General features: G+C 71.2%; 25 protein-coding genes. 23 read left to right on the top strand and 2 right to left on the bottom strand.

The features are described from left to right. The first annotated feature begins 21 nt into the window (after positions 1 to 21). Positions 22 to 768, top strand: coding sequence for a bifunctional 1-(5-phosphoribosyl)-5-((5-phosphoribosylamino)methylideneamino)imidazole-4-carboxamide isomerase/phosphoribosylanthranilate isomerase PriA (gene priA, locus E4V99_RS00125; RefSeq protein WP_135064996.1), 747 nt, complete (start codon positions 22 to 24; stop codon positions 766 to 768). Then, positions 752 to 1,522, top strand: a complete 771-nt coding sequence (locus tag E4V99_RS00120) for an SseB family protein (protein ID WP_135064999.1) — start codon at positions 752 to 754, stop codon at positions 1,520 to 1,522. Before priA ends, E4V99_RS00120 begins: the two co-directional genes overlap by 17 nt. Positions 1,523 to 1,549: 27 nt before the next feature. Here E4V99_RS00120 and E4V99_RS00115 read toward each other — a convergent pair whose 3' ends face one another. Further along, entirely contained in the window at positions 1,550 to 1,903 is a 354-nt protein-coding gene (locus E4V99_RS00115) for a DUF1844 domain-containing protein (protein ID WP_240742929.1), read from the bottom strand. A gap of 290 nt (positions 1,904 to 2,193) precedes the next feature. On the opposite strand from E4V99_RS00115, the gene infC reads away from it, so the two are divergent. The 10 genes from infC (at position 2,194) to pheT (ending at position 11,421) form a co-directional block, all read left to right on the top strand. Then, entirely contained in the window at positions 2,194 to 2,829 is a 636-nt protein-coding gene (gene infC / locus E4V99_RS00110) for a translation initiation factor IF-3 (RefSeq protein ID WP_135071010.1), read from the top strand. A 48-nt stretch (positions 2,830 to 2,877) separates the two neighbouring features. After that, positions 2,878 to 3,072 (top strand): 50S ribosomal protein L35, encoded by a 195-nt coding sequence (gene rpmI / locus E4V99_RS00105; protein ID WP_135065005.1) that lies wholly within the window; start codon positions 2,878 to 2,880, stop codon positions 3,070 to 3,072. A 29-nt stretch (positions 3,073 to 3,101) separates the two neighbouring features. Then, the gene (gene rplT / locus E4V99_RS00100) at positions 3,102 to 3,485 is read left to right on the top strand and encodes a 50S ribosomal protein L20 (protein ID WP_135065008.1); all 384 of its coding nucleotides are present in this window, start codon (positions 3,102 to 3,104) and stop codon (positions 3,483 to 3,485) included. A gap of 96 nt (positions 3,486 to 3,581) precedes the next feature. Next, positions 3,582 to 4,415 carry an RNA methyltransferase gene (locus E4V99_RS00095; protein ID WP_135065011.1) on the top strand — a complete coding sequence of 278 codons (834 nt, stop codon included), beginning with the start codon at positions 3,582 to 3,584 and terminating at the stop codon, positions 4,413 to 4,415. Between the two features lie 52 nt (positions 4,416 to 4,467). Further along, positions 4,468 to 5,232 (top strand): amino acid ABC transporter ATP-binding protein, encoded by a 765-nt coding sequence (locus tag E4V99_RS00090; RefSeq protein WP_135065014.1) that lies wholly within the window; start codon positions 4,468 to 4,470, stop codon positions 5,230 to 5,232. Between the two features lie 39 nt (positions 5,233 to 5,271). After that, positions 5,272 to 6,177: a glutamate ABC transporter substrate-binding protein gene (locus E4V99_RS00085; RefSeq protein WP_135116018.1), complete on the top strand. Its 906-nt coding sequence runs from the start codon at positions 5,272 to 5,274 to the stop codon at positions 6,175 to 6,177. Positions 6,178 to 6,241: 64 nt separating this feature from the next. Further along, the gene (locus E4V99_RS00080; protein WP_135065019.1) at positions 6,242 to 6,898 is read left to right on the top strand and encodes an amino acid ABC transporter permease; all 657 of its coding nucleotides are present in this window, start codon (positions 6,242 to 6,244) and stop codon (positions 6,896 to 6,898) included. Then, positions 6,895 to 7,818: an amino acid ABC transporter permease gene (locus E4V99_RS00075; RefSeq protein WP_135116017.1), complete on the top strand. Its 924-nt coding sequence runs from the start codon at positions 6,895 to 6,897 to the stop codon at positions 7,816 to 7,818. Before E4V99_RS00080 ends, E4V99_RS00075 begins: the two co-directional genes overlap by 4 nt. Positions 7,819 to 7,867: 49 nt before the next feature. Continuing rightward, a complete protein-coding gene (pheS, locus tag E4V99_RS00070) occupies positions 7,868 to 8,908 on the top strand; it encodes a phenylalanine--tRNA ligase subunit alpha (protein ID WP_135065025.1) in 1,041 nt (346 codons plus the stop codon). Continuing rightward, complete coding sequence (pheT, locus tag E4V99_RS00065; RefSeq protein WP_135116016.1) at positions 8,908 to 11,421, top strand: phenylalanine--tRNA ligase subunit beta; 2,514 nt, start codon at positions 8,908 to 8,910, stop codon at positions 11,419 to 11,421. The genes pheS and pheT overlap by 1 nt, the downstream gene beginning before the upstream one ends. Positions 11,422 to 11,425: 4 nt before the next feature. Here pheT and E4V99_RS00060 read toward each other — a convergent pair whose 3' ends face one another. Further along, on the bottom strand, positions 11,426 to 12,559 hold the full coding sequence (locus E4V99_RS00060; RefSeq protein WP_135065031.1) for an AAA family ATPase: 1,134 nt from the start codon (positions 12,557 to 12,559) through the stop codon (positions 11,426 to 11,428). A gap of 260 nt (positions 12,560 to 12,819) precedes the next feature. Here E4V99_RS00060 and argC point away from each other — a divergent pair, with 260 nt between their 5' ends. From argC to E4V99_RS00005, 11 genes are read left to right on the top strand one after another with little or no spacing between them, the layout of a single operon-like run. After that, on the top strand, positions 12,820 to 13,869 hold the full coding sequence (gene argC, locus E4V99_RS00055; RefSeq protein WP_135065035.1) for an N-acetyl-gamma-glutamyl-phosphate reductase: 1,050 nt from the start codon (positions 12,820 to 12,822) through the stop codon (positions 13,867 to 13,869). Continuing rightward, on the top strand, positions 13,866 to 15,023 hold the full coding sequence (gene argJ, locus E4V99_RS00050) for a bifunctional glutamate N-acetyltransferase/amino-acid acetyltransferase ArgJ (protein WP_135065039.1): 1,158 nt from the start codon (positions 13,866 to 13,868) through the stop codon (positions 15,021 to 15,023). Before argC ends, argJ begins: the two co-directional genes overlap by 4 nt. After that, positions 15,020 to 15,922 (top strand): acetylglutamate kinase, encoded by a 903-nt coding sequence (gene argB, locus E4V99_RS00045; protein WP_135065042.1) that lies wholly within the window; start codon positions 15,020 to 15,022, stop codon positions 15,920 to 15,922. The genes argJ and argB overlap by 4 nt, the downstream gene beginning before the upstream one ends. After that, positions 15,919 to 17,181 (top strand): acetylornithine transaminase, encoded by a 1,263-nt coding sequence (locus tag E4V99_RS00040; protein ID WP_135116015.1) that lies wholly within the window; start codon positions 15,919 to 15,921, stop codon positions 17,179 to 17,181. The genes argB and E4V99_RS00040 overlap by 4 nt, the downstream gene beginning before the upstream one ends. Beyond that, a complete protein-coding gene (argF, locus tag E4V99_RS00035; RefSeq protein ID WP_135065048.1) occupies positions 17,178 to 18,101 on the top strand; it encodes an ornithine carbamoyltransferase in 924 nt (307 codons plus the stop codon). Before E4V99_RS00040 ends, argF begins: the two co-directional genes overlap by 4 nt. Continuing rightward, on the top strand, positions 18,080 to 19,219 hold the full coding sequence (locus E4V99_RS00030; protein ID WP_245233090.1) for a heparan-alpha-glucosaminide N-acetyltransferase domain-containing protein: 1,140 nt from the start codon (positions 18,080 to 18,082) through the stop codon (positions 19,217 to 19,219). Before argF ends, E4V99_RS00030 begins: the two co-directional genes overlap by 22 nt. Then, on the top strand, positions 19,216 to 20,646 hold the full coding sequence (argH, locus tag E4V99_RS00025; RefSeq protein ID WP_135065051.1) for an argininosuccinate lyase: 1,431 nt from the start codon (positions 19,216 to 19,218) through the stop codon (positions 20,644 to 20,646). The genes E4V99_RS00030 and argH overlap by 4 nt, the downstream gene beginning before the upstream one ends. 47 nt (positions 20,647 to 20,693) lie before the next feature. Further along, complete coding sequence (locus E4V99_RS00020) at positions 20,694 to 21,344, top strand: SatD family protein (RefSeq protein ID WP_135116014.1); 651 nt, start codon at positions 20,694 to 20,696, stop codon at positions 21,342 to 21,344. Next, positions 21,341 to 22,045 (top strand): hypothetical protein, encoded by a 705-nt coding sequence (locus E4V99_RS00015; protein ID WP_135065057.1) that lies wholly within the window; start codon positions 21,341 to 21,343, stop codon positions 22,043 to 22,045. The genes E4V99_RS00020 and E4V99_RS00015 overlap by 4 nt, the downstream gene beginning before the upstream one ends. 5 nt (positions 22,046 to 22,050) lie before the next feature. Continuing rightward, positions 22,051 to 23,364, top strand: a complete 1,314-nt coding sequence (gene tyrS / locus E4V99_RS00010; RefSeq protein WP_135116013.1) for a tyrosine--tRNA ligase — start codon at positions 22,051 to 22,053, stop codon at positions 23,362 to 23,364. A 9-nt stretch (positions 23,365 to 23,373) separates the two neighbouring features. Next, complete coding sequence (locus tag E4V99_RS00005) at positions 23,374 to 24,174, top strand: DUF4184 family protein (protein ID WP_135116012.1); 801 nt, start codon at positions 23,374 to 23,376, stop codon at positions 24,172 to 24,174. The last annotated feature ends 438 nt before the right edge of the window (positions 24,175 to 24,612 follow it).

Genomic DNA, 24,612 nt, shown 5'->3' with positions numbered 1-24,612 from the left:
CTTCCGTTCGCCCGAGGAGCCATGAACGATTTCGCCTCCAGCCCCGAGCTGATCCTGCTGCCCGCCGTCGACATCGCCTCCGGGAAGGCCGTGCGCCTGACCCAGGGGGAGGCCGGCACCGAGACGAGCTACGGCGACCCCGTCGATGCCGCCGTGGAGTGGGCGCGACAGGGCGCGAAGTGGATCCACCTCGTGGATCTGGACGCCGCCTTCGGGCGCGGAAGCAACGCCGCCGTCCTGCGCAAGGTCATCAAGGCGGTCCGGGGCGTCCAGGTCGAGCTCTCCGGCGGCATCCGCGACGACCGGTCCCTGGAGGCGGCGCTGGACAGCGGCGCCGCCCGGATCAATCTCGGCACGGCTGCGCTGGAGAACCCGGAATGGGCCGCCGACGTGATCAGCCGCTACGGCGATGCGATCGCCGTCGGTCTGGACGTGCGCGGCACGACCCTCGCCGCCCGGGGCTGGACCCGTGACGGCGGGGACCTGTGGACGGTGCTGGACCGGCTGGAAGAGGCGGGGTGCTCGCGGTACGTCGTGACCGACGTCACCAAGGACGGCACGCTGCGCGGCCCCAACCTGGAGCTCCTGCGCGAGATGACCTCGCGCACGCCGAAGCCCATCGTCGCCTCCGGTGGCGTGTCGAGCCTCGACGACATTCTCGCGCTGCGCGATCTGGTGCACCTGGGCGTCGAGGGCGCGATCGTGGGGAAGGCGCTGTACGCGGGCGCCTTCACGCTGGCTGAGGCACTGGATGTCGCCGGAGGCTGATCCGGGCGCCGATTCGGCGGGGGTTCCGTGGGAGGGCCGCCGGTTCGAGTCGAACCCGCACGCGGGGGATGACGGATCGGCCGATCCGGCGCTCCTGGCGGCGCTCACCGCCTTCCGTGCGGGGGAGGGCGACGCCGTCGCGGTCGTCGAGGCGTACCGGAGCGCGCGGCTGCTCATCCCGCTGATCGCGGAGAAGGGCGACTCCGGCGTGGGCGCGCACGGGCTCGAGGTCGACAAGACGCAGGAACTGTCCATCGTGACGGTGGCCGCCCCGGACGGGCGCAAGGTGCTCCCCGTCTTCACCTCGGTGGCCGCGATGGGCCGGTGGGATGCCGCGGCCCGCCCGGTGCCCGCCGAGGGCGTGCGCACGGCGCTGGCCGCCGCATCCGATGACACCGACCTCATCGTGATCGATCCCGGCTCGGAGACCGAGTTCGTCCTGCGGCGCCCGGCGGTGTGGGCCATCGGGCAGGGCATCGCGTGGGAGCCCAGCCATGTGTCGGCGGAGGTGTTCACGGGCCTGCAGGCGTCCATCTCCGGCGAGCTGGCCGTGCTCGACCTCGCCGTCGAGCCGGGTGACCCGACGGCACGGCTGCGGGGTCCCGAGCTCGTCGTGCACCTTCAGCTCATGCACGGGCTCGCGCAGGAGGAGCTGGATGCCGTGCTCGCCCGCGTCGCCCGCCGGTGGGCGGCCGATGACCGCATCGCGGTGCTCGTCGACTCCCTGACCGTCAAGCTGCACCGCTCCCCGTAATCCTCTCGGGAGTCTCGGGGGAAGGGCTTACGTGACGGGCCCCGTCCACTTCTCGCCCGGCCCCTTGCCGATGGGGTCGGGGAGCGGGGAGGCCTCGCGGAAGGCCAGCTGCACGGAGCGCAGGCCGTCGCGCAGCGAGCGGGCGTGCATGTCGCTGATCTCGGGGGCGCCGGCGGTGATGAGGCCCGCGAGGGCGTTGATGATCTTGCGGGCCTCGTCCAGGTCGGTCTGGTTCTCGGGGTCGTCGGCCAGCCCGACCTTCACCGCGGCGGCGCTGAGCAGGTGCACGGCGGTGGTCGTGATGACCTCCACGGCGGGGACGTCGGCGATGTCGCGGGTGGCGGATGCGGCGGCGCGCTCCTGCTCCTCCCAGCGGGCCAGGCGCTCGGTCTCGGGGTCGGGGGTGGGCTCACTACCGGGGATCGTGTGCACAGCGTTCTCTCTGTTAGACTATGGCGGGCTCCGGAGCGTTCTGCTTCGGACGAAAGAGGATTCCATCCCACCCGTTCGCCGCTCCAGGCTACCGGGTCCACGCACTCCGCCCCGTCCCCGGGGCTGTTCGGGTGCGAGAAGCCGGCGCTGATCGCGTCGTGCCGGGTGGCGTGCGTTTCCTCTTCGCTCACGTCGCACCCGCGGCGTGGGAGCCGACAGTCGCAGAAGAGGAGTTCCGCATCAGCGATCCCCGCACCAACGACCGCATCCGCGTCCCCGAGGTCCGCCTCGTCGGACCCGCGGGTGAGCAGGTCGGCGTCGTCCGCATCGAGGTGGCGCTGCGCCTGGCCCAGGAGGCCGACCTCGATCTCGTAGAGGTGGCCCCCAACTCGAAGCCGCCCGTGGTCAAGATCATGGACTACGGCAAGTTCAAGTACGAGGCTGCGCAGAAGGCCAAGGAAGCGCGTCGCAACCAGGCGAACACCGTCCTCAAGGAGGTCCGGTTCCGTCTGAAGATCGAAGCGCACGACTACATCACCAAGCTCAAGCGCGCCGAAGGCTTCCTGCAGGCCGGCGACAAGGTCAAGGCGATGATCCTGTTCCGCGGTCGCGAGCAGTCGCGCCCCGAGCAGGGTGTGCGTCTCCTGCGCAAGTTCGCCGAGGACGTCGCCGAGTTCGGCACGGTCGAGTCGAACCCGACCATCGACGGTCGCAACATGGTGATGGTGGTCGCACCGCACAAGAACAAGTCCGAGGCGAAGGCCGAGCAGAACGCCCAGCGCGCTGCCAACAAGGAAGCCGCCCGTTCGGCCGCTCGCGGCGACGCGCCGGCCGAGGGCGACACCGACGCGCCCGCCGAAGCACCGGCCGAGTAAGGCCCCCCGAACTCCCGCCCGAGCGGGAACCACAACGAAGGAAGAGAAATGCCGAAGCAGAAGACCCACTCGGGTGCCAAGAAGCGTTTCAAGGTCACCGGCAGCGGGAAGATCATGAAGCAGCAGGCGAACCTCCGCCACAACTTCGAAGGCAAGCCGACCAAGCGCACCCGTCGCCTGTCGCAGGACCAGGTCCTCGCCAAGGGCGACGCGAAGGTCGCCAAGAAGCTCCTCGGCATCTGAGCGCCGACGCACGTTAGGAAGTAGAAGAAATGGCTAGAGTCAAGCGGGCCGTCAACGCCCACAAGAAGCGTCGCGTCATCCTCGAGCGCGCGTCCGGCTACCGCGGACAGCGTTCGCGCCTGTACCGCAAGGCGAAGGAGCAGGTCACCCACTCGCTCGTCTACGCGTACCGCGACCGCCGCAAGCGCAAGGGCGACTTCCGCCGCCTGTGGATCCAGCGCATCAACGCCGCCGCGCGTCAGAACGGCATGACGTACAACCGGTTCATCCAGGGCCTGGGCCTGGCCGGCGTGCAGGTGGACCGCCGCATGCTCGCCGAGCTGGCCGTGCACGAGCCGGCCGTGTTCGCGTCGCTCGTGGAGACCGCGAAGAACGCGCTGCCCGGCGACGTCAACGCCGCCAAGACCGCGTAGCACCGCGCACGAGACAGGGGCGTCCTCCACGGAGGGCGCCCCTTCCGCGTGCCGGGACGTGTCGGGGAGAGCCGGGGCGGCCCATACACTGAAGGGGTGCTGGAGAATCCGCGGTCACCGCGCGTGCGAGCCGTCGCGAAACTGAGCAAGCGCAGCGCGCGCCAGGAGACGGGACTGTTCCTGCTGGAAGGTCCCCAGGCCGCGCGGGAGGCCCTCGCGTGGGTCCCCGGGAGCGTTGTGGAGCTGTTCGCGACGCCCACCGCCGTCGAACGGCATGCCGATGTCCGGGATGCCGCGCACGCCGCCGGCATCGAGATCCAGTTCACCAGCGAGGACGTCCTGGACGCGATGGCGGACACCGTGACGCCTCAGGGGATCGTCGCCGTCGCCCAGCAGGCTCCCACCGCGATGAAGGACATCTTCGCCGCCGGCCCGCGCCTCATCGCGATCTGCGAAGAGGTGCGCGACCCCGGGAACCTCGGCACGATCATCCGCGCCGCCGATGCCGCCGGCGCCGACGCCGTGGTGCTGACCGGTCGCACGGTCGACCCCTACAACCCCAAGGTCGTGCGCGCGAGCACCGGATCGCTGTTCCACCTCCCGGTGGCGGTGGGGGCCGAGCTCTCCAGCGCCGTCGAGCGCGCCCACGCGGCCGGCATGCGCGTCATCGCCGCCGACGTCGGCGGCGCCGACTTCCTCGAATCCCGCGCGGTGCTCGCCGAGCCGACCGCGTGGCTGTTCGGCAACGAGGCCCGCGGGCTCGAGGAGGATGCGCTGGCCCAGGCCGACCTGGCGCTGCGCCTGCCCATCTACGGTCGCGCGGAATCGCTGAACCTGGCCACCGCGGCGAGCGTGTGCCTGTACGAGACGGCCTTCGCGCAGCGTGCGGGGGAGGCCTCCGAAGACCGCGGTGCTGTTACAAGTCGGTAAAGCCCCGCGGCGTCGGCTGGTTGCCGGTGCCGCGCACTCCTAGGGTGTAACCATGGAGACCTCCGACTCCCGCGCCAGCGGCGACCCCCTTGTCGTGCTCACGGACGTCCAGAAGCACTACGGCGACTTCCAGGCACTCAAGGACATCAACCTGACCGTGCACCGCGGCGAGGTCGTCGTCGTGATCGGTCCGTCCGGATCCGGGAAATCGACCCTGTGCCGCACGATCAACCGGCTGGAGACCATCTCGTCCGGCTCGATCACGGTCGACGGGCGGGAGCTGCCCAAGGAGGGCAAGCCCCTGGCCGAACTCCGGGCCGACGTCGGGATGGTCTTCCAGTCGTTCAACCTGTTCGCCCACCTCACGATCCTGGAGAACGTGACGCTCGGCCCGATCAAGGTGCGCGGGAAGAAGAAGGCCGACGCCGAGCGGGAGGCGCACGAGCTCCTGGAGCGCGTGGGCGTGGATGCGCAGGCCAACAAGCTGCCCGCACAGCTGTCCGGCGGGCAGCAGCAGCGCGTCGCGATCGCGCGGGCGCTCGCGATGCGTCCGAAGCTCATGCTCTTTGACGAGCCCACCAGCGCGCTGGACCCCGAGATGATCAACGAGGTCCTCGACGTCATGGTCGGACTCGCCCGCGACGGCATGACCATGATCGTCGTGACCCACGAGATGGGCTTCGCCCGCAAGGCCGCCGACCGCGTGGTCTTCATGGCCGACGGCCTGATCGTCGAGGAGCAGCAGCCGGAGGGCTTCTTCACCTCCCCGCGCTCGGCGCGGGCCAAGGACTTCCTCTCCAAGCTCATCACGCACTGACCCCGTCCATCCACAGCAGATCCCACAAGGAGTTCTCACATGCGAAAGTCCCGGATCCTCACCGGCCTCGGCCTGGCCGCCGTCGCCATGATCACCCTCGCCGGTTGCAACAGCGGCTCGCCCAGCGCCGGATCCGGCGGAGGCGGCGAACAGACCGGCGGGGACGAAGCCCTGTGGGAAGTCGCCACCGAGGTCGACCTCGAGGGCAGCCCCACGTACGACCGCATGGTCGAGCGCGACGGCGTCATCGTCGGCGTCAAGAACGACCAGCCCGGGCTCGGCTACGAAGACGCCGCCAGCGGTGAGCGCACCGGCTTCGACGTCGACATCGCGCGCTGGATCGCCGCCTCGCTCGGCTTCGACGAGGACCAGATCGAGTACGTCACGATCCCCTCCGCCAACCGCGAGCAGGCGATCGTGAACGGCGACATCGACTACTACGTCGGCACGTATTCGATCACCGACGCGCGCAAGCAGCAGATCGACTTCGCCGGCCCGTACTTCATCACGGGTCAGGGCCTCCTGGTCGCCGCCGACGACGACTCGATCAACGGCCCCGACGACCTCGAGGGCAAGATCGTGTGCTCCGTGACGGGGTCGACCCCGCTGCAGCGCATCCGTGACGAGTACAACCCGGGCGACGCCGTGGAGTACGACACGTACTCGCAGTGCGTCGAGCAGCTGAAGGCCGGTTCGGTGGACGCGATCACGACGGATGAGGCGATCCTCGCCGGCTACGTCGCGCTCGAGCCCGACGTCCTGAAGATCGCCGGCGAGCCCTTCAGCGAGGAGCGCTACGGCGTGGGCCTGGAAAAAGGCGACACGGCGATGAAGGACTACATCAACGCCCTGTTCACCGACGGCGGCGACGTGTGGACCGCGCTGTTCGAGCAGCACCTCGCCCCCGCGGGCATCGAAGCAGAACAGCCCGACGTAGAGCAGTGAGTTCCCGGGGGCGGCGCACCTGCGCCGCCCCCGCCTCAGCCGTTGTGGAAGGAAAGGATCGCGCGTGGGTGTCATCACCGACAATCTCGACCTGTGGTGGACGTTCCTGCTGGGCACCCTCTTCCTGTTCGTGGCAGGAGGCGCCCTCGCCCTGGTCCTGGGCACCATCGTGGGCGCGATGCGCGTGTCTCCGATCCCGGTCGCCCGCGCCGTGGGCACCGTCTACGTCAACACCATCCGGAACACGCCCCTGACTCTGGTGTTCTTCGCCTTCTCCTTCGCGCTGCCGCCGCTGCTCGGCCTGCGCCTGACGCAGTCGGTCTCCGTCACGCTGGCGGTGTGCGCCCTGGGCGTCTACACCGCGACGTATGTGGCCGAGACCATCCGCTCCGGGATCAACACCGTGCCGGTCGGCCAGGCCGAGGCGGCACGTGCGCTGGGGCTGACGTTCGGTCAGGTGATGGGCAGCGTCGTCATGCCGCAGGCGTTCCGCTCCGTCATCCCGCCCATGATGAGCGTGTTCATCGCCCTGCTGAAGAACACCACCGTGGCCGCCGGCTTCTCCGTCATCAACCTGGGATCCATCCGCAACTACCTCAGTGAGCGCGGCGAGAACCAGTTCGTCGTGATCCTGTGGGTCATGGTCATCTTCGTCGTGCTGGTGCTCGTGCTGTCCTGGCTGCAGCGCACCCTGGAGAACCGCTGGAGGATCGCGCGATGAGCAGTGTCCTGTACGACGTCCCCGGACCCCGCGCGATGGCGCGCAACCGCGTCCTGGGGGTTCTGACGGTCCTGGTGGTCCTCGCCGTCCTCGGCTTCTTCGTGTGGCGGCTTGCGGCGACCGGGCAGTTCACGGCGCAGAAGTGGTCCGCGTTCACCTACACCAACGTGTGGATCAACATCGGACAGGCCACGCTGCGCACGCTGGCGGCCTTCGCCACGGCGGCGGTCGGCGCCCTCGTCCTGGGCTTCGTGCTCGCGATCGGACGTCTGTCCGACCACGCCTGGGTGCGCGTGCCGTTCACGGTCGTGATCGAGCTGCTGCGTGCCGTGCCGGTGCTCATCTTCATGTTCCTGCTGTACTACGGCTTCCCCGTGATCGGCGTCCGGATGGAGCCCTACTGGGCCGTCGTGATCGCGTTGATCGCCTACAACGGATCCGTGCTCGCGGAGGTCTTCCGCGCCGGTGTGGAGTCGCTGCCGCGCGGACAGAAGGAGGCCGGCTACGCGATCGGCCTCCGCAAGTCCGGCGTCATGCGGCTCATCCTGCTTCCGCAGGCGATCCGCGCGATGCTGCCGGTGATCATCGCGCAGCTGGTCGTGACGCTCAAGGACACCGCGCTCGGGTTCATCATCACCTACCCGGAGCTGCTGTTCTACGCCAAGTTCCTCGGCTCGCAGGCCAGCATCGGCTCCCCGATCATCCCCGCGACCATGGTGGTCGGTGCCATCTACATCGCGCTGTGTCTCGCGTTGTCGGGCGTGGCGACCCTCGCCGAGAAGCGCCTGCGCCGTTCGCCGCGCGCGGTGAACGTTGCGGGGGCGAACCAGCCCACGCAGGAAGTGACCGACACCGAGCTCATCGTCGCTCAGCGCGGACTCGGCAAATACGACGGAACGAACACCGGCACCGGGATCTAAGCAGCCGCACGGCGGGAGCCGCATCCGCCCGTCGGTAGACTCGACTCTCGTGTCCGATGCACCCGAGATCACCCCCGAGGCCGTCGCGGCCGCCGTCGACGCGGCGCTGGCCGCGATCGACGCCGCCGCCGATACCGCCGAGCTGAAAGCCGTCCGCGCCGCCCACTCCGGCGAGGGCTCGGCTCTCGCGCGGCTGAACGCCCGCCTGCGGGATGTGGCGCCCGAGAACAAGGCCGCCTTCGGGAAGCTCGTGGGGCAGGCGCGCGGACGCGTGAACCAGGCCATCGCCGCGCGCGAGGCCGCGCTGGCGGAAGCGGAGACCGCCGCGAAGCTGGAATCCGAGCGCATCGACATCACGGCGCTGCCCCAGCGCGCGCGTGTGGGGGCGCGGCATCCGCTCACGCTGCTTCAGGACCACGTCGGCGACATCTTCGTCGGCATGGGATGGGAGATCGCGGAGGGTCCCGAGCTCGAGCACGAGTGGTACAACTTCGACGCGCTCAACCTGGACGCCGACCACCCCGCGCGTCAGATGCAGGACACCTTCTACGTCGACCCCGTCGCTCGTCACCTGCTGCTGCGCACCCAGACGAGCCCCGTGCAGATGCGCACGATGCTCACGCGCGACCTCCCGATCTACATCGTCTCGCCGGGGCGGGTCTTCCGCACCGACGAGTTCGACGCCACCCACCTGCCGGTCTTCAGCCAGTTCGAGGGCCTCGTCGTGGACAAGGGCATCACGATGGCCCACCTGCGCGGGACGCTCGATCACGTCGCGCAGCAGCTGTTCGGCGAGGAGGCGCGCACCCGCATGCGCGCGAACTACTTCCCCTTCACCGAGCCGTCGGCGGAGTTCGACCTGTGGCACCCCACGTTCAAGGGCGGCGCGCGATGGATCGAATGGGGCGGCTGCGGCATGGTCAACCCCAACGTCCTGCGCGCGGCCGGGATCGACCCGGAGGTGTACTCCGGGTTCGCCTTCGGCATGGGCTTCGAGCGGACGCTGATGTTCCGCTCGGATGTGCAGGACATGCGCGACATGGCCGAGGGCGATGTCCGCTTCAGCGAGCAGTTCGGAATGGTGGTCTGATGCGCGTCCCGATCTCTTGGCTGCGCGAGTACGTCGATGTGCCGGCGGATGCCACGGCCGACGACATCCTCGCCTCCCTCGTCTCCGTCGGCTTCGAGGAGGAGGACGTCCACGGCTTCGAGCTGACCGGTCCCATCGTGGTGGGACAGGTCGTGGACTTCGTCGAGGAGCCGCAGTCCAACGGCAAGACGATCCGCTGGTGCCAGGTCGACGTCGGCGAGGGCAACGGGGGTGTGCGCGGCATCGTGTGCGGCGCGCACAACTTCCTCGCCGGTGACAAGGTCGTCGTGACCCTCCCCGGCGCCGTGCTCCCCGGGCCCTTCCCGATCGCGGCGCGCAAGACGTACGGGCACGTCTCCGACGGCATGATCGCGTCCGCCAGGGAGCTCGGGCTCGGCGACGAGCACTCCGGCATCCTCCGTCTGGCCGAGCTCGGCCTCGACCCGGAGGTGGGCACCGACGCGATCGCCCTGCTGGGGCTGGACGACATCGCCGTCGAGATCAACGTCACGCCCGACCGCGGTTACGCGCTGAGTCTGCGCGGCGTCGCACGGGAGTACTCCCACGCCACCGGCGCGGCGTTCCGCGACCCGGGCGACCGGGCCTTCGAAGAGCTGGAGCAGCCCACCGGCGGCTTCCCCGTCGCCGTCGTGGACGAAAGGCCCATCCGCGGGCGCGTGGGGGCGAGTGAATTCGTCGCACGCATTGTGCGCGACGTCGACCCCGCCCGGCCCACGCCGCCGTGGATGGTCGCGCGCCTGACCCTCGCCGGCATCCGGCCGCTGGGCATCCTGATCGACATCACGAACTACGTCATGCTCGAGCTCGGCAACCCCATCCACGGGTACGACCTCGACACGCTCACCGGCGGCATCACGGTGCGCCGCGCGCACGAGGGCGAGAAGCTCACGACGCTCGACGGCAAGGAGCGCGCGCTCAGCGTCGAAGACCTCCTCATCACCGACGAGTCCGGACCCATCGGCCTCGCCGGGGTCATGGGCGGCGGCACGACGGAGATGACGGACGCCACCCGCAACGTGCTGATCGAGGCGGCGATCTTCGACCCCGTCACGATCGCCCGGACCGCGCGGCGCCACAAGCTGCCCTCCGAGGCGTCGCGGCGCTTCGAGCGCGGTGTCGACCCGCTGATCCCCTTCGTCGCCGCCCGACGCGTGGCCGATCTCATGGTCGAGCACGCCGGCGGGACGCTGGACACCGAGATCGGCGGCGCGCTGTTCACGGAGATCTTCGTCGAGGCCGTCGAGCTGCCCAAGGCGTTCGTCCCCGGCCTCATCGGCGTGGACTACACCGAGGCGGAGATCACCGGCGCCCTGGAGAAGATCGGCTGCGAGGTGACCGAGGACGCCGGTGAGGCGTGGACGGTCATCCCGCCGTCGTGGCGCCCCGACCTCACCGACAAGTGGACGCTCGCCGAGGAGGTCGCCCGCATCAGCGGGTACGACCGCATCCCCTCGACCCTGCCGATCCCGCCCTCCGGGCGCGGGTTCACGCCCGCCCAGCAGGGGCGGCGCCGCGTCGCCAACGCGCTCGCGGCCGCGGGGTACGTCGAGACGCTCTCGTTCGGCTTCACCACCGAGCAGCAGAACGACCTGCACGGATCCGCGACCGGCGCGCACGTGCCGAGCATCAAGCTCGCCAACCCGCTCGACGGCCAGGCGCCGTTCCTGCGCCGCTCGCTGATCCCCGGGCTCCTCCAGGTCGCCCACCGCAACGTCTCGCGCGGCTTCACCGACCTCTCGCTGTTCGAAGCAGGCATCGTCGTCGTCCCCGAGGCGGGCGTGACGTACGGCACCGAGACGGTGCCGGCTCCCGCCGTCCGTCCGGATGCGGCGACGCTCGGAGCGCTGGATGCGGCCATCCCGCCGCAGCCGCGCCACATCGCGGTGCTCGTCACCGGCAACCGCGTCGCCAAGCAGCCGGGGCAGGACGCCGAGCCGTTCGACGTCGCCGACGTCCTGGACGCCGTGCGCACGATCGCCGCGGCCGCTGGGGTGGAGATCTCCGTGACCCAGGGCGAGCGCGCGGCGCTGCATCCCGGCCGCACGGGGATCCTCACCGTCGGCGACGTCGAGGTCGGCTACGCGGGGGAGGTGCTGCCGGCCGTGGCCGCGGCCGCCGATCTGCCCGGTCGCGTCGCGGTGGCCGAGCTGAACCTGGACGCCCTGCTGGAGCGGGCCGCTGACCGCGTCGTGGCCGCGTCCTTGTCGGGGTACCCCGCCGCAACGCAGGACGTGTCACTGGTCGTGGGCGCCGACGTGCCTGCAGCCGACGTCCGCGCCGCGCTCGTGGACGGGGCCGGCGACTTGCTGGAGTCATTGCGTCTGGTCGATGACTACCGCGGGGCGGGTGTGCCGGAGGGGCGGAAGAGCCTCACCTTCGCGCTGCGGTTCCGCGCGCCCGACCGCACGCTCACCGCCGCCGAGGCCACGGAGGCGAAGCTGGCCGGCGTGGCCGCGGCGGCCGAGCGATTCGGGGCAGCCATCCGCGACTGACGCGTCAGCGCGAGGGCCAGTGCCACGGCGGGCGGTCCAGTGCACCCTGGCCGGAGATCCGGGTGCCGCCGCGGCCCGGCTCCAGGCGGTGCAGCAGTGCGCCGGCGGCTTCCAGGGCGTCCGCGAGCGGCTCGGCGTGCGTGACCACGAGCACCTGGGTGGTCTCGGATGCGGCGGCGATCAGGTCGGCCAGCGGATGCAGCAGGTCGGGGTGCAGGCTCGCCTCCGGCTCGTTGAGCACGATCAGTGGCGGCGGCTCGGGGGCCAGGAGCGCGACGGCGAGCAGCAGGTAGCGCAGGGTGCCGTCCGAGAGCTCTTCGCCCGAGAGCGGACGCAGAAGGCCGGGCTGGCGCCACATCAGGCGGAAGCGCCCGTCCTCGGCGCCGATCTCCACGCGGCTTCCGGGGAAGGCGCGGTCCACCTCGTCGTCCAGGCGCGCGCCCGTGCCGGATTCACGCACGGTCTGCCACGCCGCGGCGATATCGGCCCCGTCATCGGCCAGCCGGCGCGTGCGCGTCCCGACCTGAGGGCGACGCGCCGGTGCCTCCGCGTCGACGCGGAAATGGTCGTAGAAGCGCCATTGGGACAGCTGACGGCGCAGGGCGAGCAGCTCGGGCGCCGCTTCGCCGTCGGCGAGATCCGTCACGACGCTCTCGTAGGACGCGAGGTGCTGGTCCAGCGTGCGCCAGGCGTCTTCGCGCACGCGCGTGACGGCGCGCAGCCGGTCCACGAGGAGGGTGGCGGGTTTGGCGACGGCGCCGGAGAACACCTGCTCGCGTTTGATCTCCGGGTCGCGCACGAACATGCTGGACCGCTCGGCCTGCGGCAGTCCCAGATCCACGAGGTACCCGAAGTCCTCGGACGCGAATCCCAGCAGCACCGCCACCGGGCCCCGGCGTCGTGTGCCCTCGTCCCCCTCGCCGCCCTCGGGCCCCGCCCACATGAGCGAGGACAGCCCGCCTTCCCGCGCCACGGCCGCCACGAGGTCGCCGGCGGCGACGGTGGACAGCAGCCGCAGGGCCCGGTACAGGTTCGACTTGCCCGACCCGTTGGGCCCGGTCACGACCGTGAGGCGCTGGAGGGGGATCACCACTTCGCGCAGCGAGCGGTATCCGGCGACGGCGAGGGAGGTCAGCACAGCTCCATCCTGGCCGAACCCTCCGACCCCGCCGGGCCGCCGCATTCGGCGCCGGCCGGCCCGGCGGGCGAATTTGCAGACCGGGCGGGGGCGGGACTAAGGTCGCCCCATGCTTTCCGCCGGCTTCGCCCCGCTCCCGCTCAGCGGGGGCGCTGTGCGCGTGCGCCGCGACGGCCGCCGACTCTAGGCGACCCCGGAACGCGTCTGCGGCCGGGTGTCGCCGTCACCGGCCCCCTCGTCCCAGACTTAAGGTTGAAGTCATGCCCTATTCGGTCGCCGTCTCCGGCGCATCCGGCTACGCCGGCGGTGAGGTGCTGCGACTGCTCGCCGAGCACCCCGACGTCCAGATCCGCACGGTCACCGCGCACACCAGCGCCGGCCGCCCGCTGATCGAGCACCAGCCGCACCTGCGCTCGCTCGCCGGTCTCACCCTGCGCGAGACCACTCCCGAGGTCCTCGCCGGCCACGACATCGTCGTGCTGGCACTGCCGCACGGCCAATCGGCGCAGTACACCGAGGCGCTCGCCGAGGTGCCCCTCGTTATCGACGCCGGCGCGGATCACCGCCTGACCGACAGCGCGGACTGGGACCGCTTCTACGGCGGAGCCCACTCGGAGGCGTGGACCTACGGCGTGCCCGAACTCCCCGTCGCCGGCGGCAAGCAGCGCGAGGCGCTCGTCGGCGCGAAGCGGATCGCCGCTCCCGGGTGCAACGCCTCCACGGTGTCGCTGAGCGTCGCTCCCGGTGTCGCCGCCGGCGTCATCGACGCCGCCGACATCGTCAGCGTCCTCGCGGTAGGCCCCAGCGGCGCCGGCAAGAGCCTGAAGACGAACCTCCTGGCCGCCGAGATCCTCGGATCGGCCAACCCGTACGCGGTGGGCGGGACGCACCGGCACATACCCGAGATCCGCCAGGCGCTCGTGGCGGCAGGGGCGGATGCCGCGGGAGTGCGCGTCTCGTTCACGCCCGTGCTCGTGCCCATGGCCCGCGGGATCCTCGCCACGACGTCGGCGCCGATCGCGCCGGGGGTCACGGACGCGCAGATCCGCGACGCGTGGGAGGCCGCCTATGACGGCGAGCCGTTCGTGCACGTCCTCCCGGCCGGGGACTTCCCGCGCACGGCCGATGTGATCGGCGCGAACACGGCGCTCATGGGGCTCGCGGTGGACCGCGACGCCAACCGGGTCGTCGTGGTGACCGCCGTGGACAACCTCGTCAAGGGCACGGCGGGAGCCGCCGTGCAGTCGATGAACATCGCGCTCGGACTCCCCGAGACGCGCGGACTGAGCGTGAACGGAGTGGCACCGTGAGCGTCACCGCACCGGCCGGATTCGAAGCTGCCGGCGTGACCGTCGGACTGAAATCCAGCGGCAAGCCCGACGTCGCCGTGGTCGTGAACCGCGGCCCGCTCAAGGTGGGGGCCGCGGTGTTCACCTCCAACCGGGCCAAGGCGAACCCCATCCTGTGGTCCGAGCAGGCCGTCGCGGACGGCGTCGTCGAGGCGATCGTGCTCAATTCCGGTGGGGCGAACTGCTTCACCGGCTCGTTCGGGTTCCAGACCACGCATCAGACCGCAGAGAAGGCCGCCGCGCTCCTCGGCGTGGGCGCGGGCGACGTCCTGGTCTGCTCCACCGGGCTCATCGGCACGGGGGACGAGGTCTTCCGCAGCAAGGTGCTCCAGGGCGTCGAGGAGGGCGTCGCAGCGCTGTCGGAGACCGGGGGAGAGGCTGCGTCGCTGGCGATCATGACCACCGACTCCCGCCCCAAACGCGTCGTGCACAGCGGGAGCGGGTGGACCATCGGCGGCATGGCCAAGGGTGCGGGGATGCTGGCGCCGGGCCTGGCCACGATGCTCGTGGTGCTCACCACCGACGCCGTGCTGGATTCCGCCGAGGCCGACGCGGCGCTGCGGCACGCGACCCGTGTGAGCTTCGACCGCCTCGACTCGGACGGCTGTATGTCCACGAACGACCAGGTGAGCCTGCTCGTCAGCGGAGCCAGCGGCATCCGCCCCGAGACGGAAGCATTCCGGGACGCGCTCGCCGCGGTGTGCCTGGATCTGGCCGAGCAGCTGCAGTCCGACGCCGAGGGCGCCAGCCACGACATCCGCATCGAGGTGAGGGGCGCCGCCTCCGAGGACGAGGCAGTCGTCGTCGGCCGCTCCGTCGCCCGCAACAACCTCTTCAAAGCCGCGATCTTCGGCAACGACCCCAACTGGGGCCGGGTGCTCGCCGCGATCGGCACGACGACGGCCCGGTTCGACCCGTACGACGTGGACGTGTGGATGAACGGCGTCCGCGTGTGCACCGCGGGGGGCCCCGACCGCCCCCGTGAGGACGTCGATCTGACGCCGCGGGCCACCCACGTCGTGATCGACCTGAAAGCCGGCGAGGCGACCGCCGTCATCTTGACCAACGACCTCACGCACGAGTACGTCCACGAGAACAGCGCCTATTCGTCATGACCGGAATCGACCTGCAGGACACCGACCCGACCACCGCGAGCGCGCGGGCAGCGACCCTCGTCGAGTCGCTGCCGTGGCTGCGGCGCTTCCGCGACCAGATCATCGTGATCAAGTACGGCGGCAACGCCATGGTCAGCGACGAGCTGCAGGACGCCTTCGCCGCCGACATCGCCTACCTGCGCTACGTCGGCGTTCTGCCGGTGGTCGTGCACGGCGGCGGACCCCAGATCTCCTCGATGCTGGATCGCCTCGCCATCCCGAGCGAGTTCAAGGGCGGATACCGCGTCACCTCCACGGAGGCCATCAGCGTCGTGCGCATGGTGCTGACCGGTCAGATCAACCCGCAGCTGGTGGCGAAGGTCAACGCGCACGGCCCGCTGGCCATGGGGCTCAGCGGTGAGGACGCGGGGCTCTTCGGCGGCCGGCGCCGCGGGGTCGTCGTCGACGGCGTCGAGCACGACCTCGGCCGCGTGGGCGACGTCGTGTCGGTGGATCCCCAGCCCGTGCTCGATCATCTGGCCGCCGGTCGGATCCCGATCGTCTCCAGCATCGCGCCGGATCTGGATCACCCCGGCCATTCCCTCAACGTCAACGCGGATGCCGCCGCCGCGGCCCTGGCCGTCGCTCTGGGCGCCCAGAAGCTCGTCGTCCTTACCGATGTCGCCGGGCTCTATGCCGACTGGCCCAACCGCGAATCGCTCGTGTCCCACCTCACCTCGACGGAGCTGCGCGCGATGATGCCGCGGCTGGAGTCGGGGATGATCCCCAAGATGCAGGCGTGCCTGGATGCAGTGGACGGCGGCGTCCCCACCGCGGCCATCATCGACGGGAGGGTGCCGCATTCGGTGCTCGTGGAACTGTTCACCAGCAAGGGGATCGGAACGGAGGTCGTCGCATGAGCGATGCACCAGTGCTGCCCGGTGATGACAGCGCGGCATGGCAGGAGGACGCCGGACGCGACCTCATCCGCAGCTTCGGCGAGCGGATGGCGCTGTTCGTGCGCGGCGAGGGCGCCTACGTGTGGGACGGTGAGGGGCGACGCCATCTCGACTTCCTCGCCGGGATCGCCGTCGACGCCCTCGGCCACGCCCACCCCGCCTTCGTCGAGGCGGTCTCGCGGCAGGCGGCGACCCTCGCGCACGTGTCCAACTACTTCGCCACGCCCCCGCAGCTCGCGCTGGCCGCGCGGCTCAAGCGCCTCGCCGGCACCGGCCCGAGCGGCCGGGTCTACTTCGGCAACTCCGGTGCGGAGGCCAACGAGGCGGCCTTCAAGCTCGCCCGCCTGCACGGCGGCGCCGACCGCACGCGCATCCTGACCCTGCACGGCGGATTCCACGGCCGCACGATGGGCACTCTCGCCATGACGGCCAAGCCGGCGCTGCAGGCCGACTTCCTGCCGATGGTGCCCGGCGTCGAGCACATCGACGCGACCGTGGCGGCACTGGAGGAGGCCATGGACGACCGGGTCGCCGCGCTCGTGGTCGAGCCGATCCAGGGCGAGGCCGGCGTCGTCGAGCTGCCCGAGGGATACCTCCAGGCCGCACGGGAACTCACCGCCCGCTACGGCGCGCTGCTCATCGTCGACGAGATCCAGACCGGCGCGGGACGCACGGGGGAGTGGTTCGCCTTCCAGCACACGGGGATCACGCCCGATGCGATCACCGTCGCCAAGGGCATCGGCGGCGGGTTCCCCATCGGGGCGCTCATCACCTTCGGCGCCGCGAGCGAGCTGTTCTACCCCGGCACCCACGGCTCGACCTTCGGCGGCAACGCGCTGGGCACTGCCGTCGCGGGGGCCGTGCTGGCTGAGATCGAGGACGCGGGCCTGCTCGAGAACGCCCGCCGTCGCGGCGAGCAGCTGCGCGCGGAGATCTCCGCGATCGGCTCGCCGCTGGTGGCCGGCGTCCGCGGCCAGGGCCTCCTCCTCGGCGTCGCGCTGGCGCATCCCGTCGCCAAGGCTGTCGTCGCGGCCGCTCAGGAGCACGGCCTGATCATCAACGCACCCAACGACCTCACGATCCGGCTGGTGCCGCCGCTGACCATCGGCGATGCCGAGATCGAGGAGTTCGTCGAGTTGTTCACCGCGTCTTTGGCCACGGTCGCCTCGTCGCTGCTGCTGGAGGATGCCGCCACCGCGGCGAAGGGAGTGCCCGCGTGACCCGTCACCTGCTGCGCGACGACGATCTGAGCCCCGCCGAACAGGCGGAGATCCTCGATCTCGCGATCGAGCTGAAGAAGGACCGCTGGAGTCACAAGCCGCTCGCGGGGCCCCAGACCGTCGCGGTCATCTTCGACAAGTCCTCCACGCGCACGCGCGTGTCGTTCGCGGTCGGGATCGCCGATCTCGGCGGGTCGCCGCTGATCATCTCCACCGCCAACAGCCAGCTCGGCGGCAAGGAGACCCCCTCCGACACCGCCCGGGTGCTGGAGCGGCAGGTCGCCGCGATCGTGTGGCGCACCTACGCCCAGGCGGGGCTGGAGGAGATGGCGGCGGGCACGACCGTGCCGGTCGTCAACGCGCTGAGCGATGACTTCCACCCGTGTCAGCTGCTCGCCGACCTCCTGACCATCCGGGAGCACAAGGGCGACCTCGCCGGACTGACGCTGTCGTTCTTCGGCGACGGGCGCAGCAACATGGCGCATTCGTACGTGCTGGCCGGGGCGACCGCGGGCATGCACGTGCGGGTGGCGTCGCCCGACGCGTACGCGCCGCGGGAGGACGTGCTCTCCGATGCCGACGAGATCGCCGCACGGACGGGCGGCTCGGTGACGCTGTACACCGACGCGAACGAGGCGGCCGCGGGTGCGGACGTCGTCGTCACCGACACGTGGGTGTCGATGGGCAAGGAGGAGGAGAAGCTCGCGCGACTGCGGGACCTCGGCGCCTACAAGGTGACCACCGAGACGATGGCCATCGCGCGCCCCGACGCGATCTTCATCCACTGCCTCCCGGCCGACCGTGGCTTCGAGGTCGACGCCGAGGTGATCGACGGGCCCCAGAGCGTCGTGTGGGACGAGGCCGAGAACAGGCTCCACGCCCAGAAGGCGCTCCTGGTGTGGCTGCTGCGGCAGGACTGACCGGCTGGGTCCGTTCGCGGTGGCGTCGGTTCGACGCCCCGCCCCGTCTGGCGGGCATCGACCTTGCCCGCGGGCTCGCGGTGATCGGGATGATCGCCGCCCACCTCCTCGTGATCGACGCGTTCGATCCTGGCGATCCGGCGACCTGGATCGACATCGCCAACGGCCGCTCCTCCATCCTGTTCGCCACCCTGGCCGGCGTCTCCATCGCCCTCGTCACGGGCGGGCAGCACCCCCTGCGCGGCCCCCGCCGCGCCCGGGCCTCGGCGCGCATCGCGCTGCGCGCCCTGCTGCTGTGGGCCCTGGGGCTGATGCTGGTGGCCACGGGCGTCCCGGTCTATGTCATCCTGCCCGCGTACGCGATCCTGTTCCTGCTGTCGCTGCCGTTCCTGGGCCTCCCGCCTCGCGCGCTGTTCCTGCTGGCCGCGGTGGTGGGTGTCGTGATGCCCTTCTTGCAGGCGCTGTGGGACGCCTCGCCGTTCTGGTCCACCCCTGACGGTCTGACCGTGGCGGCGCTGGTCGGCTGGCACTACCCGTTCCCGGTGTGGATCGCCTTCCTGCTGGCGGGAATGGGGATCGGCCGCACCGACCTGCGCTCGCCGCGGACCGCCGCCCTGCTGCTGGCGGCGGGATCGGCTGTGGCCGCCGTCGGCTACGGGCTGGACGCCGCGAGCGGCTCGGGCGTCGTGGCGGAGGGCTCGTCGATCCTCGGGGCGGTGTGGACCGCGCGCGCCCACTCCAGCGGAGTGCTCGAAGTCGTCGGCTCGGGCGGGTTCGCCATCGCGGTGATCGGACTGTGCCTGCTGGTGTGCGCCACGCCCGTGCGCTGGGTCGTGGTCCCGCTGCGGGCGGTGGGGTCGATGCCGCTGACGGCGTACGTCGCCCAGCTGGTGGCGTGGGCCGTGGTGGCCACATCCGTTCTGGGCACTCCGAGCGATCTGTCCGGGTTCCGCGCGCTGCAGCCCTTCTGGCCTCTGACGCTGGCGCTGGTCGTCGCGTGCACCGCGTGGGCGCTGCTGATCGGCCGCGGACCCCTCGAAGCGGGCATCGCGCGCCTGAGCACGTGGGCCGTGCGCGAGCCGGCCCGGCCGGCCGGCGTCGGTAGGCTGGAGGGATGAGCGATCAGACGGGTTCGGGTACGAACGAGGGCGCACTGTGGGGCGCACGGTTCGCGGGCGGACCGTCGCCGGAGCTGGCGGCGCTGAGCCGCTCCACCCACTTCGACTGGGACCTCGCGCTCTACGACATCGCCGGATCCCACGCGCACGCGCGCGCTCTCGAGGCGGCCGGGTACCTGACGTCCGATGAGGCCAGGGCGATGCACGCGGGCCTGGACGCCCTTGCCGCCCGTGTCAGCGAGGGGACCCTGCGTGCCGCGCCTGAGGACGAGGACGTCCACGGTGCGCTGGAGAACGCGCTCATCGCCGAGGTCGGTCCCGCCCTCGGCGGGAAGCTCCGCGCCGGCCGCAGCCGCAACGACCAGATCGCCACGCTCGTCCGGCTCTACCTGCTCGATCACGGTCGCACGATCGCGCGCGAGGTCCTGCGCCTCATCGACGCGATCGTGGCACAGGCCGACGCGCACGCGGATGCGGTGATGCCCGGCCGCACCCACCTCCAGCACGCCCAGCCGGTGCTGCTGGCCCATCATCTGCAGGCGTACGGGTGGACCCTCCTGCGGGGGCTCGAGCGCCTCCGCGACTGGTCGGTGCGAGCGTCGGTGTCGCCCTACGGCGGCGGCGCGCTCGCCGGATCCTCGCTGGGGCTGGATCCCGAGCTCGTCGCGCGCGAGCTGGGGCTGGCGCGTCCGGCGGAGAACTCCCTGGACGGCACCGCATCCCGTGACGTCGTGGCGGAGTTCGCGTTCGTCACCGCCATGATCGCGGTCGATCTCTCGCGCTTCGCCGAGGACGTGATCATCTGGAACACCCGGGAATTCGGCTTCGTCACCCTCGACGACGCGTATTCGACCGGCTCGAGCATCATGCCGCAGAAGAAGAACCCCGACATCGCCGAGCTCGCCCGCGGCAAGGCGGGCCGGCTGATCGGCAACCTCACCGGACTGCTGGCGACCCTCAAGGGTCTGCCCCTGGCATACAACCGCGACCTCCAGGAGGACAAGGAGCCGGTCTTCGACAGCGTCCGCACCCTGGAGCTGGTGCTTCCCGCCTTCGCCGGGATGATCGCCACGCTGCGCTTCGACACCGCCCGCATGGCCGAGCTCGCCCCGGAGGGGTTCTCCCTCGCGACGGACGTGGCTGACTGGCTCGTGCGTCGGGGCGTGCCCTTCCGTGACGCGCACGAGATCTCCGGCTCCCTCGTGCGCGCGTGTGAGGCGCGCGGCATCGGCCTGGAGGAGGCGCCCGACGAGCTGCTCGCCGAGGTGTCGCCCGCGCTCACGCCCGAGGTGCGCGACGTGCTCACGGTCGCCGGTTCCGTCGCCAGCCGTTCGGGGGCCGGCGGCACGGCACCGGAGCGCGTGAGCGAGCAGCGGCGCGAACTGGTGGTGCGCGCCCAGGCCGTGGCGCACGCCCTGGGCCTCTGATAAGTCGAGGACTGATATTTTCGAATAATCAGCGGTATGCTTATGCAATGTCCACCGTGGTCATCGCCGACATCGTCGGCTCCCGTCGCCTGAGCGACCGGGCCGCCGCGCAGATCGCGCTCGAGGAGACGATCGCGCGCGTGGAGGGCGAGCAGCCGTTCGCCGAGCGGGCCCTGACGCCGACAGTAGGCGATGAACTCCAGGGCGTATACCCCGACCTGACGGCCGCGCTGAAGGCGCTCCTGCTGCTGCAGCTCGCGCTCCCCGACGGTCTCGAGTGCCGCTTCGGGATCGGTCTCGGCGACATCGAGCCCCTCCCCTCCACCGCCGACGAACTCACCGACGGGCCCGGATGGTGGGCCGCACGCGCCGCGATCGAGCGGGTCCACGCCCTGCAGCAGCGCGCCGCGCCGAGCGCGCGCACATGGGTCGATGTCGCCGAGGGGGCGGACAATGACGATGCGCGCTCCCGTGTCGCCTTCGCCAACGCCTACCTGCTCGCCCGGGACCAGCTCGTGGGCGCCATGAGCGAGCGCACGCGACGACTCGTGTACGGGCGCTGCATCGGGCGCACCCAGCGCGCGCTCGCCGAAGCGGAGGGGATCACGCAGTCCGCCGTGTCCCAGGCGCTCGCCGGAGCCGGGGCCGGGGCGATCCTCGAGGGCTTCGCGATCCTCACCGACGGGAGCAGGCCATGATCGTCGCCGGGCTCGTCCTGCTCGCCATCGGGGGCGTCGACCTGCTCCGGCAGTTCCTCCCCGGCCGGCGGCGGGTGATCGCGTACGTCATCGCCGCCGTCGTGCTGCTCGTGGGTGCCTCGGCGGTGGACGCCGTCCCCGCCGCGATCGGAGCAGCCCTCGCCGCGGCGTTGTGGGTCGCACTCGTCGCGCCGGACGGCGCCCGCCGGTCCGGCATGTGGGCGGCGGCCGTCCTCGCCGTCGTGTGCGCCGGCGCGGTGCTCGCGCTCGGCCCGCGCGGGCAGGCCGGGCCGCTCGGGGAGGCGTGGCAACCGGTGGCGCCCTTCGGCCCGGTCTCGGTGGACACGATCGTCGCGGTGGCCGGTGCGACGCTGTTCCTTCTGGAGTCGGGCAACATCATCGTGCGCTCGGCGCTCCGGCAGGAGGCGGTGGTCGTGCCCACCGGCTCGGGCCTGAAGGGCGGTCGGCTCATCGGGCCGCTCGAACGCGTGCTCGTCTTCGCCCTGACCCTTGCCGGCGCGTACACGCTGTTGGCCGCCGTCCTCGCCGCGAAGGGGATCGTGCGCTTCCCCGAGATCTCCCGCGACGGCGAGTCCGGCGACCGGGCGGAGTACTTCCTGGTCGGGAGCCTCGCGAGCTGGGCGTGCGCGCTCGCCGCGGCGGCGCTCGTGTGGTGGGGCGCCGCCCCGCTGATAACCTGAAGCGCGTGCCCAGCTCCTCCACCGACAGCGCCGTGAGCGCGCTCGCTCCCGCCAACGACCCGACGTTCCACAACGTGTGGGACGAACTGGTGTGGCGCGGTCTCGTGCACGTGTCCACGGATGCCGAGTCGCTGCGCGATCTGCTGGGTGGACCCCCGATCGTCTTCTACTGCGGCTTCGATCCGACCGCCCCGAGCCTGCACCTGGGCAACCTCGTCCAGCTGCTCACGATGCGGCGCCTGCAGCTCGCCGGGCACCGCCCGCTCGGCCTCGTCGGGGGCTCGACCGGTCTGATCGGCGACCCGCGCCCCTCCGCGGAGCGCACGCTGAACACGAAGGAGACCGTCTCGGAGTGGGTCGGGTCGCTGCGGACCCAGGTCGAGCGGTTCCTCAGCTTCGAGGGGGACAGTGCCGCGCGCATCGTCAACAACCTCGACTGGACCGCGCCGATGAGCGCGATCGACTTCCTGCGCGAGATCGGCAAGCACTACCGCGTCGGCACGATGCTGAAGAAGGACGCCGTCGCGGCGCGGCTGAACTCCGAGGCCGGCATCAGCTACACCGAGTTCAGCTACCAGATCCTGCAAGGCCTGGACTACCTCCAGCTCTTCCGCGCCTACGGCTGCGTGCTGCAGACCGGCGGCAGCGATCAGTGGGGAAACCTCACCAGCGGGGTCGACCTGATCCACCGGGTCGAGGGCGCCTCCGTTCATGCCCTCGGCACGCCGCTCATGACCAACGCGGACGGATCGAAGTTCGGCAAGAGTGAGGGCAACGCGATCTGGCTGGATCCGCAGATGTGCAGCCCGTACGCGTTCTACCAGTTCTGGCTCAACACCCTCGACGCCGACGTCATCACGCGACTGAAGGTCTTCACGTTCCTCACGCAAGAGGAGATCGCCGAGTACGAGCGGCTCGTCCAGGACGAACCCTTCCGCCGGGCCGCGCAGCGGCGCCTCGCGAGGGAGGTCACCGTCTTCGTCCACGGCGAGCACGCGGCAGCGGCCGTTGCCGCGGCATCCGACGCCCTCTTCGGGCAGGGCGATCTCGCGACTCTGGATGCCGCCACGCTCCGCAGCGCGCTGGAGGAGCTGCCGCACGCACGCGTGGCGCGGGGGACAACCGTCGTGGAAGCGCTGCAGGCCACGGGCCTGGTCGCCAGCGCCAGTGAGGCGCGACGCGCGATCGGACAGGGCGGCGTGTCGCTGGACGGTGCGCGGGTCACGGCCGAGGACGCGGTCGTGGCGGGGACCCTCCCCGGGGGCGTGTCGGTGCTGCGACGGGGCAAGAAGACCCTCGCCGGCGTGTTCCTGGACTGACCCCGCCCGATGCCACTCACGCCCAGCCACGCCGTCGTGGCGCTGGCGTTCGTGCGCACCCCGCTGGTTCCCGCTGCGGTCGCCGTCGGGGCGATGACTCCCGACCTGCCCCTGTTCGTCCGGGTCGGAGTCCCCGGCTACGGAGTGACCCACGATCTCACGTGGCTGCCGGGAACCGTCGCGCTCGCCCTCGTCCTGCTGCTGATCTGGCGTATGCTGCTGCGCCCTGCGGTGCGGGAGCTAACCCCGCGCCCGATCGCCGCACGGCTGCCGCGGAGCTGGGACGGCTCGGCGGCGTCCGGTCTGCGGGAGACCCTGGGCCTCGGCGCGCGCGGCGTGTCGTGGCCGGCGCTCGGGCTCGTCGTGCTCTCGCTCGCGCTCGGCGTCCTCACCCACGTCGGGTGGGACCTGTTCACGCATGCCGGCCGCGGGGGAGTGGACCTCCTGCCCATCCTGGCCGAACGGTGGGGGCCGCTTCCCGGGTACACCTGGCTGCAGCACGGTTCCAGCATCCTGGGCCTGGGGATCCTCGCGGTGTGGTCGCTCGTGTGGATGTCGCGCCGGCGGCCGGAGCCGGTCGAGCGCATCCTGCCCGCGGTGGTGCGCATGGGGTGGTGGGTGTCGCTGCCGGCCGTGCTGATCGGCACGTGGCTCGTCGCGCTGGCGGCGCTGGGGCCCCTGGATGCCGACTTCACGGCCGCGCACCTGGCGTACCGCGTGCTTCCGCCCGCGTGTGCGGTGTGGGGCCTGGCCACCGCCGCCCTCTGCGCCGTTGTCATCGGCCTGCGCCGCGCCGCGCACCCGCGCTGACCCGTGGCGCACGCGGCGGCGAGGTCCCGCGGAAACACGCGCGACACGCCAGGGATGCACGCGATTTGCCGAGTCCGTGGATCCCGCGTAATGTCTTACTTGTTCGCCCCACAGGGGAGAGCGGAGAGGCCGGAAGGCCCCGCTTCCTCTCAAGCGGAGAACCACCCCCAAAACCTCGCACTCACTTGAGTGTGACGACCTTCGGGTCTAGGATTGGGGTTCCCCCCACCGCGAGGCTCGCCATCGAGGTTTCGGTTCCGTTCGGAACGCACGAAGCGTCGGCGACGGCCTGTTGGTGTGGGGGTAAGATTGAGAAGTTGCCCTGCGGGCGAGGCTGGAAGGCTGAGTAGCAGGAGCATCCGATCCTTGAGAACTCAACAGCGTGCACTTGTCAAATGCCAAAAAACCTCGCGGTCAGCTTTGCTGGCCGGTGAGATT

The sequence above is a fragment of the Microbacterium sp. dk485 genome, from assembly GCF_004570445.1.
GTDB classification, from domain to species: domain Bacteria; phylum Actinomycetota; class Actinomycetes; order Actinomycetales; family Microbacteriaceae; genus Microbacterium; species Microbacterium wangchenii.
The sequence above is the reverse complement of the archived record's forward strand: the minus strand, read 5'-3'. Positions and strand labels throughout refer to the sequence as shown.

Bases quoted from the DNA above. Each gene is read 5' to 3' on its own strand.
- priA (WP_135064996.1), top strand. From the start codon at position 22: ATGAACGATTTCGCCTCCAGCCCCGAGCTGATCCTGCTGCCCGCCGTC.
- E4V99_RS00120 (WP_135064999.1), top strand. From the start codon at position 752: ATGTCGCCGGAGGCTGATCCGGGCGCCGATTCGGCGGGGGTTCCGTGG.
- rpmI (WP_135065005.1), top strand. From the start codon at position 2,878: ATGCCGAAGCAGAAGACCCACTCGGGTGCCAAGAAGCGTTTCAAGGTC.
- rplT (WP_135065008.1), top strand. From the start codon at position 3,102: ATGGCTAGAGTCAAGCGGGCCGTCAACGCCCACAAGAAGCGTCGCGTC.
- E4V99_RS00090 (WP_135065014.1), top strand. From the start codon at position 4,468: ATGGAGACCTCCGACTCCCGCGCCAGCGGCGACCCCCTTGTCGTGCTC.
- E4V99_RS00085 (WP_135116018.1), top strand. From the start codon at position 5,272: ATGCGAAAGTCCCGGATCCTCACCGGCCTCGGCCTGGCCGCCGTCGCC.
- E4V99_RS00075 (WP_135116017.1), top strand. From the start codon at position 6,895: ATGAGCAGTGTCCTGTACGACGTCCCCGGACCCCGCGCGATGGCGCGC.
- pheT (WP_135116016.1), top strand. From the start codon at position 8,908: ATGCGCGTCCCGATCTCTTGGCTGCGCGAGTACGTCGATGTGCCGGCG.
- argC (WP_135065035.1), top strand. From the start codon at position 12,820: ATGCCCTATTCGGTCGCCGTCTCCGGCGCATCCGGCTACGCCGGCGGT.
- argB (WP_135065042.1), top strand. From the start codon at position 15,020: ATGACCGGAATCGACCTGCAGGACACCGACCCGACCACCGCGAGCGCG.
- E4V99_RS00040 (WP_135116015.1), top strand. From the start codon at position 15,919: ATGAGCGATGCACCAGTGCTGCCCGGTGATGACAGCGCGGCATGGCAG.
- argH (WP_135065051.1), top strand. From the start codon at position 19,216: ATGAGCGATCAGACGGGTTCGGGTACGAACGAGGGCGCACTGTGGGGC.
- E4V99_RS00020 (WP_135116014.1), top strand. From the start codon at position 20,694: ATGTCCACCGTGGTCATCGCCGACATCGTCGGCTCCCGTCGCCTGAGC.
- E4V99_RS00015 (WP_135065057.1), top strand. From the start codon at position 21,341: ATGATCGTCGCCGGGCTCGTCCTGCTCGCCATCGGGGGCGTCGACCTG.
- E4V99_RS00005 (WP_135116012.1), top strand. From the start codon at position 23,374: ATGCCACTCACGCCCAGCCACGCCGTCGTGGCGCTGGCGTTCGTGCGC.